The sequence below is a fragment of the Collibacillus ludicampi genome, from assembly GCF_023705585.1.
Lineage (GTDB): Bacteria > Bacillota > Bacilli > Tumebacillales > BOQE01 > Collibacillus > Collibacillus ludicampi.
The window spans coordinates 240,557-254,476 of sequence record NZ_BOQE01000001.1 but is presented as its reverse complement, the minus strand read 5'-3'; the positions used below and the strand labels follow the sequence as shown (position 1 = coordinate 254,476).

Below are 13,920 nucleotides of genomic sequence, written 5' to 3'. Positions count from 1 at the left end.
ACAACGCTCCGACAACATCGATACGGTGTGCCTCTCGAAAGTAAGTCGACCGACAGCGTATGCCAATACCGTCTCCATTTCGCATCTAATTTTCAGTCACTGACTAGCCTCGCCGCCTATGCAGATATCGACTGTAAAGCTGCACAGTGAGGGTTAGCCTTACCTGCACAATACAGGATAGACCTTACCTGAACAGTGAGGGTATAAAACAAAGCAATATATAAACAGAGAAAGATAATCAAAGAAAAAAGATACCGAGCCTTTATAGGCTCGGCAGCTAGATCAAGTCCGAATTTGTGTGTAAAATCCCCTCTTTGGTAGAACAGGTCGCCTAGCGAAGATGGTGTACCTTGGAAGCCTGTTTCAAAGTCTCTTTCTGTACTTTACGCCAATCCCAGTACTCAGTCATGTCCAGGTAGCGACGGCCCGTACTCCACTTCTCATCCATCTCCATCAGCAACGCACCAAGCAGCCGTAAGGCGGACTCTCGATTGGGAAAGATGCGGATCACCCGCTCGCGTCGACGGATTTCTTCGTTCAGGAGCTCCTGGCCATTGGTTGTGCGTAATCGCTTGCGATAACGTTCTGGAAGCTCCAATACAGCTGTCACATCGTCAAATCCTTCTTCAAGCACCCGCATAGCACGTGGAGCTTTTTCGTAATAGTCTTCGATCACCTGGTTCAGTAAGACTCTCGCCGTTTTTAAGTCAGGAGCGTCAAGAATCGCTCTTACACGCCCATAGACATCCCCTTGTAGGGACTTGGGTGTAGCATCCAGTAAGTTACGCATAAAATGAGTTTGACAACGTTGCCACGTACATCCCTGAAATTGCGCTTTTACGGCATTTACCAACCCACTATGGCTGTCCGAGACGACGATATCCACGCCTCGCAAGTCTCTGCTTTTGAGCCATGAAAAGAACTCTGTCCAGCTTGCTTCCGATTCGCTGTCTCCAAGCATCAGCCCCAGGATTTCACGATATCCTTCTTCGTTAATGCCCGTTGCGATCATGACACTCCGAGAACGCACACGTCCCTCTTCCCGGATTTTTAAAACCATGGCATCCACGATGAGAAAGGGATACGTATGCTCTCTAAGGTTCCGATTGTTCCAGGCATGTACAATGGGATCCAGGCGTTTACACAAGTCCGACACCGTTGATTTTGAGAACTCTGTTCCACACAATTCCTCCGTAATTTTGGCTACCTTACGGGTGGAGACCCCATTGACCACCATTTCCATTAAGGCTAAGACGAGAGCTTGTTCACTCCGCTGATAGCGCATGAAAAGGTCTGTAGAGAATTGACCATTCCGGAGTCTTGGAACGCGAAGCGTGAGCGTCCCTACTCGTGTAGTGAGAGTATGGGGGAGTGTACCATTCCGGTATCCTTGACGTTCTTCGGTACGCTCATACGGAGCTGCTTTCAGCTGTTCTGTAACCTGGGCCTGAAGGACCTGATTCAATACTTGCTCGATTAATCGAGCTACCGCTTCATCCCTCTGAAATAAACCGTGCAAAATTTCATCATTTAGGTTAATCTGATATTGAGCCATTTTCCATTCCTCCTTAGTAGATTAGTCGCCAACCTTATTCTACCAAAGAGGAAGCGAAATGGCTCAATTTTTGCTAGATTACTGAACCATTTTTACACAGTATATCGGACTCAACTTATCGGGTAATCGGTTCGCCAATATTGCACCTATCTCTCCAAGGAAACCACCAATAACAAAAGGAATGGCGGTTTTTGACTTGTCAGCATTCGGTTTTACGTAATACCATGCGTCCCATATGCAATAAGCATAAAATCCAGGGTAAAATAACAAGTATTCAAAATTGGCCGCCTCGACAGCTTGTTGATGTAATCCGTTAAAATCAAGGTGAATGGCTTGGCTTATTTTTCCTAATATATTATCAAAGTGTTCAACGATTAAAAAGAAGACACCTTTCGTGAACTGACCATTATATATTTGCCCAAATCCAGGCATCAGCATTGAAAATAAAGCGGCAATGTTTCTCATCGTTATCCCATCGGTTCTGTCCGCGTAAGTAATAATGGTTTGTTAAATTTAGGTTTTACTTAATATTTCCTTATAAGCTGTTCAGTATGCATATGAGGTTTCGGTCTGAAGTTCAACCGCCTCCGCTTCTATCATGGGCATCGTGTACATCAGATTTCAGCGTTAAAATATGTCATTCATCTGTCTCCGTTTGACTTCTTATTCAATATTGTAATTATGAAAATCGTAAAGGAGCTGAGTTTATGGACTGGAATTTGTATATGTCAAGACGAGAAGCTGAGTCTGAGGTCGAGAGACGTGAGCGAGAGGCTGAGTCTGAGATTGAGAGACTCGAGAGAGAGTTTGAGTCTGAGGGCGAGAGACGCGAGAGAGAGTTTGAGTCTGAGGTTGAGAGACGTGAGCGAGAGACTGAGAGACGCGAGCGAGAGGCTGAGTCTGAGATTGAGAGACGTGAATCAGAGGCAGAGTCATGGAGACGTCGCCGTACCACAGGTCGTCGGTGATCGTCAAAGAATGCTTTTTTGATTTTGAGTAGAATTAACACAAATTCGAAAAGAGCTTTTCCGGCCAAGTGTCGGGGCTCGTACATATGCTCCAACCTCCCAACCGCCTCTGCTTCATCCTATACTTCACTTAATACACTCCACCGGATTATTCTTCACATTCCCGACGAGCGGAGATATCGGATATACTCTCATCTTCTCTGCAGGGTATGGTACTCAACATTCTCGCCTGAAGGCGATCAAGTTTCGGAAGAAAGGCAAGTCATACACGGTTTCGGAAAAAATCCCCTCTGTTTGAACTTATGGCCGATTATCCGTTTCTAAAAATGGATCGTTTGCATTCAATATAATGCAAACCAAATATCTCTTAGGGAGGTATATCTATCCATGAATTGCCCTCCGATCATGTGCCCACCTCGTTACCGCGTACGGAACTCATTTATTCCGCGTATGGTTCCTTATGTACACCCGATTGTTTATATCAATAGACATGTCGTGGTGAATGTTCCCCAACATTATTATGTACCCATGACAAGGAACGTGATCGTCGATCCAGGGTGTCCGGGTTATGCAGGCGTTCTCCGTCGACCCTATGTTTATTAAGTGACCATGATATTATAGCGTGTCCTGAAAGGCCCAAAATTGATGAACCTGATGAATGTAACGTTTTGAAAAGGGGGTAATATTATGTATGGAATATTTGGAACCTATACCCAATGGGCAGTGGTTTTTCTGATCATCTTTGTGTTGTTCTTCTTACTAGTTCCAGGATACGGAGCTGGAGCAGGAGGTTACTAATCCGGATAGTTTCTAAATAAGGACGTCCTTATTAAAGACGTATTTGACGGTCAACCTGTAAATCGGGTTGGCCGTTTTAATATTTTCCATTTTATGATGCTTTATTCGACTAAACAAATGACATAAAGGTACAGAACTTTCTTGATTCGCTACTTGTAAGCAAAGTACCGAAGTTACAAGGTCTACATGCTAATGTTTGAAATTGTTTATTCTTGATGAGATAAACTTGATTTTTATGTTTGAAAGTGTTTATAATCTAATTGTTAGTAATTTATAGATTATTCAATCAGAAGGAGTGTATCCATGTTCATAAAACCACGATTGAACCGGTTGTTTGCTTCGGACGGAAAATGTTTTGATGTGGCCATTGACCATGGTTTTTTTAATGAATATGCATTTCTGACAGGAATTGAATCGATCGAAAAAGCGGTTCAGGTAATTGTTGAAGCAAATCCTGACGCGATACAATTAAGCCCCGGACAGGCGAGAATTCTGCAAAAAATTCCTGGGAAACAAAAGCCGTCGCTTGTTTTGCGCACGGATGTGGCCAACGTTTATGGAAAAGAACTTCCACGCCATCTTTTCAGCCAGTTAATTGATCGGCCTGTGGAGCAAGCACTTGCTCTGGATGCTGCTTGTGTGGTTGTGAACCTGTTTTTATTGCCCGAGCAGCCTGAATTGTACCATCAATGTGTTGCAAACGTGACTCGATTGAAGTCTGAATGTGAGCGTTACGGGATGCCATTGATGGTGGAACCCCTCGTCATGCAGCCGAACGATCGAGGCGGCGGATACATGGTAGACGGAGATATTACGAAGATTATTCCGTTGGTTCGTCAAGCGGTTGAGTTGGGAGCCGATATTATCAAAGCGGACCCGTGTGATAACGTTGAAGAGTACTACAAAGTGATCGAAGCGGCATCGGGAGTGCCAGTTTTGCCAAGAGGTGGCGGAAAAGCGTCGGAAGAAGAGATTCTTACCCGAACCCATCAATTGATGCAGCAGGGTGCATCCGGTATTGTATATGGCCGAAACGTGGTTCAACATGAAAATCCCAACAAGATGACCCGAGCGTTTATGGCTATTGTACATGATGGAGCAACGGTTAATGAAGCATTGGGAATCTTGAGAGAGGGAGCACAAGCAAGATGACGCGCAGGAGGATTCGATTCGGTGTCATTGGATGCGGATTGATGGGACGCGAATTTGCGAGTGCGGCTTCGCGTTGGTTACATTTATTAGAACTGAATGTAGAACCGGTGATAACGGCGGTTTGTGACACGGATCCGGCAGCGATGGACTGGTTTAAACAAAATGTGCCTACCGTTCAATTTGTTACGAAAGATTACCATGATATATTGGCGAATCCGGAAATTGAGGCCATTTACTGTGCGGTTCCCCACAATTTGCATGAGAAGTTTTACATAGACATCATCCGTGCGGGCAAACATCTTTTGGGTGAAAAACCGTTTGGCATTGATTTAAAGGCTAATCAGGCAATTTTGCAGGCGCTGCAAGAAAATCCGCAAGTGGTTGTTCGTTGCTCTTCAGAGATTCCATTTTATCCGGGGGCTTATAAAGTGTTTCAATTTGTCCGTGAGGGGAGACTTGGCAGAATTATCGAAGTCGAGGCAGGTTTCTGGCACAGTAGCGATTTGGATCCCAACAAGCCGATTAACTGGAAACGGCAAATGGCCACCAATGGTGAATACGGATGCATGGGCGATCTTGGAATGTACGTCCTTCATTTGCCGTTACGTTTTGGTTGGAAACCCAACTCTGTCCGGGCTTTATTATCGAATCTGGTGACAGAACGGCCGAATCAAGAAGGTCAAATGGTTCCATGCGAAACTTGGGATAACGCGATTTTGGCATGTGATGTCCAAACGGATTCGGAAGAGTTCCCTATGGTGTTATCGATGAAGCGAATTGCACCCGGGCACGCGAATACATGGTTTCTCCGCATTCATGGAATGAATGGATCGATCGAGTACTCCACTCAAAATCCGAAGCAGGTAAAAATGATGGACTATTCATCGGGTGGGGAACAAGTGTGGACCGTTGTGGACGTTCCTTACCAAACTGCTTATCCTACGATCACCGGCGGAATTTTTGAATTCGGTTTCTCAGATTCCATTCTCCAGATGTGGGCGGCATTTTGCGATGAAATCGCGAACGGAACCGAAATGCACCAACCACTCCATTGTGTAACACCGGAAGAAACAGCTGTAAGCCACGCACTGTTTACCGCCGCGTTGCAATCCCAGAAAACGGGGGAGACGGTCAAATTGTCTTAAGGAGTGGAGGCGTATATGACATCGATTCAACCGGAAATCGTTGTCGCGGGACACATCTGTTTGGATGTGATCCCCGATTTGCCGGAGGGAAAGACACCCACCCAATTTTTTATTCCCGGGCGGTTGAACGAAGTCGGAGGTGTGACGATTTCAACAGGAGGAGCAGTCTCAAACACGGGATTGGGTCTGCATCGCTTGGGAGTGTCTACCCGCTTAATAGGGAAAGTCGGGGATGATGAGTTTGGGCGGGTGATCCTGGATTTATTGCGAAAAATGGATCCTGTATTGGCGGAAGGAATGATTGTGGCCCCAGGTGAAGACAGTTCCTACTCAATCGTCTTGAACTTGCCGGGAGTGGATCGGATTTTTCTCCATTATCCAGGGGCAAACCATACGTCTCAATCTGAGGACGTTCAATGTTACCGCTTACAAGGGGCGCGGATGTTTCACTTCGGATACCCTCCTATAATGAAAGAAATGTTCCGTGACAATGGCGAACAGCTTGTTGATCTGATGCGTAAAGTCAAGACTCAGGGACTTGTCACCTCGTTAGACATGGCGATGCCCGACGCGAATTCCGCTGCAGGCCAAGTGGATTGGCATGCTTTGTTACGTGCTTCATTAGCTTATGTCGATATTTTTCTGCCCAGTTTCGAAGAAACGATGTTTATGCTAAAAAGGGATCTGTATGAACAACTCCTGCATCAATCCGTTGAGGGACATGTCCTATCCCTTGTGAGTGAAAAGATGATTCAGGAATTGGCAGAAAGCCTGCTAGAAATGGGTTGCCCGATCATTGGGTTAAAACTGGGGGATTCGGGATTATATCTGCGAACGGGTACAGAAAGTAAAATCAAACAGATCAGTGATTTGCTTAGAATTCAAAGCGATTTGTGGGCAAACCGGGAATTATGGGTACCCTGCTATAAAACCCGTGTGGCAGGAACAACCGGGGCGGGGGATAGCACGATAGCCGGATTTCTTGCCGGACTTTTAAGAGGGCTGCCGCCGGAAAAAGTTTTGAACAGTGCGGTTGCTGTAGGAGCATGTTGCGTAGAAAGGATGGATTCTCTCAGCGGTCTTCTACATTGGGATAAAGTGCAGAAAAGAATTGCCGACGGTTGGGAACGCCTTCCGATTAACAGAAAGTTTTTGGGATGGGTTTGGGACAAAGAACACCAACTATGGATAGGTCCCAATGATTCGACTGTTAACAAGGGGTTTTAAGGATGTTTCTGCTTGGTATAGATATCGGTGGCACGAAAACAGCAGTTATCCTTGGCAAGGAGGAATCCGGCCAAGTGGAAATTATAGATCGCCGGGAGTTTCAAACGATATCCGGTAACGCTTATACCGAAACTATAAATAAAATTGAGAGTCTGGCCGATTCCTTAATCCGGCAACATGTTTCGGGAAGGAGAGATGTAGCCGCTTTGGGAATTAGTTGTGGAGGCCCGCTAGACAGCCGTAATGGAATGATTCTTTCACCGCCTAACCTGCCGGGGTGGAACCGTGTTCCGATCGTGGCTCATTTCCAACAAAAGTTTGGGATCCCGGCCGCGATTCAAAACGACGCTAACGCTTGTGCATTGGCGGAATGGAAGTGGGGAGCAGGAAAAGGCACAAAAAATATGATTTTTTTAACGTTCGGTACAGGGATGGGGGCAGGCCTGATTTTAAACGGACAGCTATACAGCGGTACCAATGACATGGCGGGAGAAGTCGGTCACATCCGTTTAGAAAAAAATGGTCCTGTTGGTTTTGGAAAACGCGGCTCATTTGAAGGTTTCTGCAGTGGAGGGGGAATTTCTCAATTAGCGAAAAACATTATATTGGAAAAGCAGCAGCAAGGGGAAGAAGTCTGGTGGTGCAAAACCTCGCAGGAGTTTGAAAAACTATCGGCAAAAACGGTGGCGGAAGCGTTACAGACTGGTGACCCGGTCGCCAAAGCGATCTATCAAGAGGTTGGTTACTATCTGGGAAGAGGATTGTCGATTCTAATCGACATTCTAAATCCGCAGAAAATTGTTTTGGGTAGTATTTATGTACGCCAGGAAGAAATTTTGGCGCCTATTGTTACGAAAGTGGTTGAATCTGAGGCGCTTTTTTATTCCAGGAAAGTATGCCAGATCGTCCCTGCCAGACTTGGTGAGCGATTGGGAGACTATGCAGCGTTGTCGGTCGCCTCTCATAAGGCAATGGAATCCACTATCAAGGGGTGAACAAGTATGAAAGCGAAGAGTGTAAGGATTTTTGATGAATTAATCCTTCGCCACCCCGCTTTGAACGAATGCCGTCAAGCTATTGAGGATGCTGCACAATTGTGGCTTGAGTGTTTTCGTAGCGGACGGAAATTATTGATTTGTGGCAATGGAGGCAGTGCGGCGGATGCAGAGCACATGGTTGGCGAACTGGTGAAAGGCTTCATGAGCAAACGTCCGCTGCCTGTTGAGGACCGTGATCGAATTTTCAGGGTGACGACCGACAACCCGTCAGTAGGCGGATACCTTGCAGATCATCTGCAATGCAGTTTTCCGGCAATTTCTTTGGTCAGCCAAAGCGCGTTTATGACCGCTTTTCATAATGATGTGGATCCGGAACTTGTTTTTGCTCAACAAGTATATGGATATGGGAATCCTGGAGATATTGTTGTCGGGTTAAGTACTTCCGGAAATTCGAAAAATGTGGTTTACGCAATGAAGGTGGCACAAGCATTTGGCATGAGAACGGTCGCTTTTACGGGGAAAAGCGGAGGGTATTTAAAAGAGATCGTGGATGTTTGCATTTGCGTTCCAGCGTCATCCACCCCTTTTATTCAGGAATACCATCTTCCGATTTATCATGCATTGTGCATGGTTATGGAAGTAGAAGAAGCTTGGAGAAAGATTTAGTACTTATCATGTTTGTTTTTGTATAAGTATTGTAGAAATAGATTGTTTTTCGTTTGAGAGTGATTAAAACGAGAATTATCAGAAATATTATAGATATTTAAATATTTTTTGACAAAATTTTTTAGAAACGTGAGGTAAGGAAATGCTCAATAACGCAAGGCAGGCTCAAATGAAACAGTATATACAGTCTAAGGGAACTGTCACCGTTCAGGATCTGATGGATCAATTTCATGTTTCTGACATGACAGTACGCCGCGATCTTAGTCACTTGGAGAATATTGGGCTGGTCAAGCGTGTCCATGGCGGTGCCATCTATCTGCCGGACAGGGACAAGGATATTCTGCTTTCCGTTCGCGAAGACAGTCAAAAACAAGAAAAAGAACGAATTGCAGAGAAAGCTTCCTCTCTTGTCAATGACGGGGACTCGGTTCTCTTGGATGCAGGAACTACGACTCTCGAAATCGCCAAAAAATTTCTCGGCAGAAAAAATATAACTGTTGTCACGAATGCAATTAATATCGCTTCGATTCTCTTGCAAAACCCCAATATTGAGATTGTAATGACCGGTGGGGATGTCCGTCATTCAACCCAATCTCTCGTAGGACACGCTACGGTTCAGTTTTTACAGGCACTTCGAGTGGATCATGCTTTTATCGGATGCAGCGGATTGTCTATGGAGCGAGGATTGATGAACTCGAATATGGCCGAGGGAGAAATAAAGAGAACCATGATGCAAATTGCCGAGAAAGTTTACGTTGTGGCAGATCATACGAAGTTTGAAGCTACATCTTTTAGTGTTTTTGCTTCATGGGAACGTGTGGATGCAATCATAACGACGGAGGAATTGGACAGCCAATATAAGGATCAGTTTGAAGCAAAACTGCGTCCGCATCTTATACTTGTGTAAAAAACAGGAGGGGCAGTTTTCATGACCGACCATGATCAAGCTGTAAAACGTACATTGGAATTTTTGAGAAAAGCAGGCATCGTTCTGACAGAAGAAGAACAACAAAAGATTGAGATTGCCGAGATGGGCCTGGGGCATTTGGAAGTTGAAGGATTGCAACTTTACACGTATGTCAACACAAGCCGTTATTGTGCGAAAGAATTGGTACTCTTCCCGAATCAGACTTGTCCGGAACATTTGCATCCGCCTGTGTTCGGGGAACCGGGTAAAGAGGAAACGTTCCGTTGCCGATGGGGAACTGTGTATCTATACGTCGACGGGGAGGCAACTGTGAATCCCAGTGTGAATCCTCCGAAGGGAAAAGAAGCTTATTATACAGTGCGTCATGAGATTATTCTTACACCGGGACAGCAATATACGATTCCTCCCAACACGAAACACTGGTTTCAAGCGGGTGATGAAGGAGCTGTTGTATCCGAATTCTCCAGCACCAGCCGCGATGAATATGATATCTTCACTGATCCAGCGATCAAGCGATCAGCCGGGTTAAACTGAGTGGTGGTGAAAGCGATTACATTTTTCCGGTTGCTAGTTTGTAGAAAAAACTCTATCAAATCCAAAAAATTTTAGGGGGAGTTCGAATGAAAAAAGGATTAAAATTTTTTTCTGCGTTGGCAATGACATCCATGCTGCTTTTGACCGCATGTGGCGGCGGAGGAAATGATAAGCCGGCGGCTTCCGGAAGCGACCAGACAAGTGCCGAAAAGAAATTGAAAATTGGGTTAACTGTGGGTACTTTAAGCAATCCTTTCTTTGTTTCCATGTCAAAGGGAGCTGAAGAAGCGGCAAAGCAGATTAACGCAGAAGTTATAACCGTTAGCGGAGACTACGATTTGGCAAAGCAAACCGCTCAGATTGAAGATTTTATTACCAAAAAGGTAGATTTGATTCTCCTGAATGCGGTTGACTCGAAGGGGATTGCTGGGGCCGTTCAAGAGGCAAAAGCTGCCAACATTCCGGTTATTGCGGTTGACGTAGGAGCCGAAGGCGGAGTGGACGCGACAGTTACCTCTGATAACTATCAAGCTGGGAAAATAGTTGGTGAATATCTCGTAAAACGCTTAAATGGAAAAGGTAATGTCGTGATACTTGATGGTCCTCCGGTAACTGCTGTGATCGACCGTGTAAAAGGGTTTGAAGATGCCCTTAAAGGAACCGATATCAAGGTGATTGCGAAGCAAAATGGGGAAGGTTCGCGAGAGAAAGCGCTTAGCTTGATGGAGACCATCCTGCAAGCGAATCCCAAAGGAACAATCAATGCTGTATTCGGAATCAATGACCCGGAGGCACTTGGAGCAAAGATTGCAGCTGAACAGGCAGGTCGTGATAAGGAGTTCTTTATCGTTGGTGTCGATGGTGCCCCTGAAGCAGTGAAAACGCTGCAAGAGAAGAAGAGTTTCGCGGCAAGTGCGGCTCAACACCCGAATGAAATGATTAAAAAGGCTGTAGAGATCGGTTTGAAGATAAAAAAGGGAGAACAAGTTGAGAAAGTAGTCAAAGTTCCTGTCGAACTCGTTACTCAAGAGACAGTCGATAGTTATAAAGGTTGGTAGAAAGAAAGACCGATTAAAAGGGGTGCGGTTCTAAAGGAGGACCGCATTCAACTAATTTTTGACTTGAACATTGGTTCAAGGAGGGGAGATACATGCTGCAGACAGAAATAGTGCATGAACAAAATTCAACTGGGTCTCCGGTAATTCTTCGCATGACAGGTATCAGCAAGAGATTTCCCGGCGTGAAGGCTTTGGACAATGTACAGATTGAACTTTACAAGGGTGAGGTTCATGCTCTCATGGGGGAAAACGGTGCCGGAAAGTCAACTCTAATGAAAATTCTTTCAGGCGTTTACCTCCCCGACTCCGGAATGATTGAATACAAGGGGAAACAGGTTGTTTGGTCGAATCCTCTTGAAGCGAGAGCCAACGGCATAAGTGTGATACATCAGGAACTCAACCTTTCTCCGAATTTGACTATCGGTGAAAATATTTTAATGGGTACCAAATTGCCCAAAAACCGCTTTGGCATGATAAATTGGAAAGAAATTCACGAACGGGCTGATGCTCTTTTAAAGTCGATCGGTTCAGATTTGAATCCTCGTACCCTCGTTTCCTCTCTCAGTGTCGCGCAACAACAGATGGTTGAGATCGCCCGTTCCTTATCCTTTAAAGCAGAGGTTTTGATTATGGATGAACCAACGGCTACGCTCACGGATAAGGAAATCGACAAATTGTTCGGAATAATCAATGATCTCAAACAACAAGGTGTCGCTATTGTTTATATATCGCATCGTATGGATGAGATTTTTAAAGTGTCAGATCGTTGTACAGTACTGCGCGACGGGCAATGGATAGCAAGCATGCCGATCGGGGACACCAACCCAGAGCGTCTGGTACAGCTCATGGTGGGGCGCGAGCTTAAAGAGCTTTTCCAAAGACAGGACGTTCAGGTGAGCGTTCAGGATAAAAAACCGATTCTTGAAGTGAAGGGGATCTCGGATAAGAAGATTGTCAAAAATGTGGATCTCAAGGTCTATCCCGGTGAAGTTGTAGGGCTTGCGGGCTTGGTCGGGGCGGGGAGAACCGAATTGGTTCGTGCGATCTTTGGTTGTACGGAGCGAACCGGCGGTGAGATTTTTATTGAAGGTAAAAAGGTGAATATCAACTCCCCGGTCGATGCCATAGCCAATGGAATTGCACTTGTGCCCGAAAGCCGCAAGGAACAAGGACTCTTCCTTGAAATGTCCGTAAAAGAAAACATCCTTATGGCGGTACTCCGAAACTTCAGAAAGACTGGGATACTGCAGTGGAACACGATCAATAAAAGATCTCAGGAATATATTCAAAAACTTGGAATAAAAGTTTCGTCACCTGACCAAAAAGTAGTGAACTTAAGCGGCGGTAACCAGCAAAAAGTGGTCCTCGCCCGTTGGTTGTCCATTCAACCGAAAGTCTTGCTTTTGGATGAACCAACACGAGGTGTTGATGTCGGCGCAAAGACCGAAATTCACAAAATTATGCACGAATTAGCGAAAACAGGCCTCGGGATCCTTATGATTTCTTCCGAACTCCCGGAAATATTAGGAGTCAGTGATCGGATTCTCGTGATGCACGAAGGAAGAATCAGGGCCAACCTATCCCGCGAGGAAGCAACCCAGGAAAAAATCATGTACTATGCGACGGGGGAGATACAATGAATTCGCAAACACAGGTCTCCAATAACACGAATCTGAAGCTTATGTACAATATCGGTTCTATTTGGAATAAACTAGGGATGCTGATCATACTGCTTATGCTTTGCATCATCCTGTCTTTTCTCTCGCCCAATTTTTTGGAGGTCAACAATATACTAAACGTTTTGAAACAAATCTCGATTATTGCCATCCTTGCAGCAGGAATGACGTTTGTAATTTTGACCGGTGGAATCGACTTGTCGGTCGGCTCAATACTGGCATTATCCGGAGTAGTATCGGTTATGCTCACCCATAAGGTGAATCCGCTGGTTGCCATGCTTGCCGGAATATTGGTCGGACTTCTTGCTGGTATGTTAAATGGTTTTTTGACGGCAAAAACAAAGCTTCCATCTTTTATTGTGACACTGGGAAGTTATACGTACGTAAGGGGACTTGCGTATGTGATCAGCGGGGGATATCCGATCGTTTTGCAATCGAACTTGTTTAAATTCCTTGGTGCAGGTTCTGTTGCTTCGGTTCCGACACCAATTTATATTATGGCTCTGGTTTATGCTGCTTCCTTTTTTATCTTGAAATATACCATGTTCGGTCGACATGTGTACGCGATTGGCGGAAACGAAGAAGCGGCACGTCTTACGGGAATTAAAGTGGAAGGCACTCTGATTTCCGTCTATGCGATCAGCGGATTGTTATCCGGGCTTGCAGGTGTGGTTCTGGCAGGTCGTCTTTTCTCGGGACAGCCGACCGCCGGGATCGGGTTTGAACTCGATGCTATTGCAGCCGTGATTTTGGGTGGCACAAGTTTTACTGGAGGTGTAGGTTCGATTTTGGGAACGATTATTGGTGCTCTGATTATGGGAATTCTCGGTAATGGGCTGACCTTGATGGATGTAAGTTACTATTGGCAGCTTGTTGTAAAAGGTGCGGTCATCGTAATTGCCGTTCTGCTGGATCGGCTACGTACACGTACGTAGGAAATGAAATGGATACCTTACCAGGCATTGACCTAGGTACTTCTTCCTTAAAGCTGATCCTTGTAAATAGGCTCGGTACTGTGATAGGTTATATGCCTGAACCATAAGATACGGAAGGGTGGGTACTGGAATCCGCCCTTGTTTTGCTTCAATTAACTTTAAACAGCTGAATTGAAAGGAGCGACTCAATTATCAGGAGAAACATAATCGAGGTCATCATTAACGGAAGGTGGTCACTGAGGGTCGCAGTTAATGCGGCTATCACATCATACCAAAAGGG

The 13,920-nt window shown here is 45.3% G+C and carries 12 protein-coding genes; 10 read left to right on the top strand and 2 right to left on the bottom strand.

The features are described 5' to 3' along the window. Positions 1–331: 331 nt before the first annotated feature. Positions 332–1,555, bottom strand: coding sequence for an IS256 family transposase (locus tag DNHGIG_RS01345; RefSeq protein ID WP_282197986.1), 1,224 nt, complete (start codon positions 1,553–1,555; stop codon positions 332–334). 78 nt (positions 1,556–1,633) lie between these two features. Beyond that, a complete protein-coding gene (locus DNHGIG_RS01340) occupies positions 1,634–2,020 on the bottom strand; it encodes a hypothetical protein (protein WP_282197985.1) in 387 nt (128 codons plus the stop codon). Between the two features lie 1,604 nt (positions 2,021–3,624). On the opposite strand from DNHGIG_RS01340, the gene DNHGIG_RS01335 reads away from it, so the two are divergent. The 10 genes from DNHGIG_RS01335 to DNHGIG_RS01290 all read left to right on the top strand — a co-directional run bounded on the left by DNHGIG_RS01335 (position 3,625) and on the right by DNHGIG_RS01290 (position 13,640). Then, positions 3,625–4,473 carry a class I fructose-bisphosphate aldolase gene (locus DNHGIG_RS01335; RefSeq protein WP_282197984.1) on the top strand — a complete coding sequence of 283 codons (849 nt, stop codon included), beginning with the start codon at positions 3,625–3,627 and terminating at the stop codon, positions 4,471–4,473. Beyond that, positions 4,470–5,618: a Gfo/Idh/MocA family protein gene (locus DNHGIG_RS01330; protein WP_282197983.1), complete on the top strand. Its 1,149-nt coding sequence runs from the start codon at positions 4,470–4,472 to the stop codon at positions 5,616–5,618. The genes DNHGIG_RS01335 and DNHGIG_RS01330 overlap by 4 nt, the downstream gene beginning before the upstream one ends. Before the next feature lie 15 nt (positions 5,619–5,633). Next, positions 5,634–6,845 (top strand): carbohydrate kinase family protein, encoded by a 1,212-nt coding sequence (locus DNHGIG_RS01325; protein ID WP_282197982.1) that lies wholly within the window; start codon positions 5,634–5,636, stop codon positions 6,843–6,845. Between the two features lie 2 nt (positions 6,846–6,847). Continuing rightward, positions 6,848–7,840, top strand: a complete 993-nt coding sequence (locus DNHGIG_RS01320) for an ROK family protein (protein WP_282197981.1) — start codon at positions 6,848–6,850, stop codon at positions 7,838–7,840. Between the two features lie 6 nt (positions 7,841–7,846). Then, positions 7,847–8,509, top strand: a complete 663-nt coding sequence (locus tag DNHGIG_RS01315) for a D-sedoheptulose-7-phosphate isomerase (protein WP_282197980.1) — start codon at positions 7,847–7,849, stop codon at positions 8,507–8,509. A 142-nt stretch (positions 8,510–8,651) separates the two neighbouring features. Beyond that, entirely contained in the window at positions 8,652–9,416 is a 765-nt protein-coding gene (locus DNHGIG_RS01310; protein WP_282197979.1) for a DeoR/GlpR family DNA-binding transcription regulator, read from the top strand. Positions 9,417–9,437: 21 nt separating this feature from the next. Then, positions 9,438–9,971, top strand: coding sequence for a D-lyxose/D-mannose family sugar isomerase (locus DNHGIG_RS01305; protein WP_282197978.1), 534 nt, complete (start codon positions 9,438–9,440; stop codon positions 9,969–9,971). Positions 9,972–10,057: 86 nt separating this feature from the next. After that, the gene (locus DNHGIG_RS01300; protein WP_282197977.1) at positions 10,058–11,029 is read left to right on the top strand and encodes an ABC transporter substrate-binding protein; all 972 of its coding nucleotides are present in this window, start codon (positions 10,058–10,060) and stop codon (positions 11,027–11,029) included. A gap of 92 nt (positions 11,030–11,121) precedes the next feature. Then, positions 11,122–12,669 (top strand): sugar ABC transporter ATP-binding protein, encoded by a 1,548-nt coding sequence (locus tag DNHGIG_RS01295; RefSeq protein ID WP_282197976.1) that lies wholly within the window; start codon positions 11,122–11,124, stop codon positions 12,667–12,669. Continuing rightward, on the top strand, positions 12,666–13,640 hold the full coding sequence (locus DNHGIG_RS01290) for an ABC transporter permease subunit (protein ID WP_282197975.1): 975 nt from the start codon (positions 12,666–12,668) through the stop codon (positions 13,638–13,640). The genes DNHGIG_RS01295 and DNHGIG_RS01290 overlap by 4 nt, the downstream gene beginning before the upstream one ends. The last annotated feature ends 280 nt before the right edge of the window (positions 13,641–13,920 follow it).

What these genes read in the sequence shown, in the direction of transcription:
- DNHGIG_RS01345 (WP_282197986.1), bottom strand. Translation starts at nt 1,555, where the DNA reads ATGGCTCAATATCAGATTAACCTAAATGATGAAATTTTGCACGGTTTA.
- DNHGIG_RS01340 (WP_282197985.1), bottom strand. Translation starts at nt 2,020, where the DNA reads ATGAGAAACATTGCCGCTTTATTTTCAATGCTGATGCCTGGATTTGGG.
- DNHGIG_RS01335 (WP_282197984.1), top strand. Translation starts at nt 3,625, where the DNA reads ATGTTCATAAAACCACGATTGAACCGGTTGTTTGCTTCGGACGGAAAA.
- DNHGIG_RS01330 (WP_282197983.1), top strand. Translation starts at nt 4,470, where the DNA reads ATGACGCGCAGGAGGATTCGATTCGGTGTCATTGGATGCGGATTGATG.
- DNHGIG_RS01325 (WP_282197982.1), top strand. Translation starts at nt 5,634, where the DNA reads ATGACATCGATTCAACCGGAAATCGTTGTCGCGGGACACATCTGTTTG.
- DNHGIG_RS01320 (WP_282197981.1), top strand. Translation starts at nt 6,848, where the DNA reads ATGTTTCTGCTTGGTATAGATATCGGTGGCACGAAAACAGCAGTTATC.
- DNHGIG_RS01315 (WP_282197980.1), top strand. Translation starts at nt 7,847, where the DNA reads ATGAAAGCGAAGAGTGTAAGGATTTTTGATGAATTAATCCTTCGCCAC.
- DNHGIG_RS01310 (WP_282197979.1), top strand. Translation starts at nt 8,652, where the DNA reads ATGCTCAATAACGCAAGGCAGGCTCAAATGAAACAGTATATACAGTCT.
- DNHGIG_RS01305 (WP_282197978.1), top strand. Translation starts at nt 9,438, where the DNA reads ATGACCGACCATGATCAAGCTGTAAAACGTACATTGGAATTTTTGAGA.
- DNHGIG_RS01300 (WP_282197977.1), top strand. Translation starts at nt 10,058, where the DNA reads ATGAAAAAAGGATTAAAATTTTTTTCTGCGTTGGCAATGACATCCATG.
- DNHGIG_RS01295 (WP_282197976.1), top strand. Translation starts at nt 11,122, where the DNA reads ATGCTGCAGACAGAAATAGTGCATGAACAAAATTCAACTGGGTCTCCG.
- DNHGIG_RS01290 (WP_282197975.1), top strand. Translation starts at nt 12,666, where the DNA reads ATGAATTCGCAAACACAGGTCTCCAATAACACGAATCTGAAGCTTATG.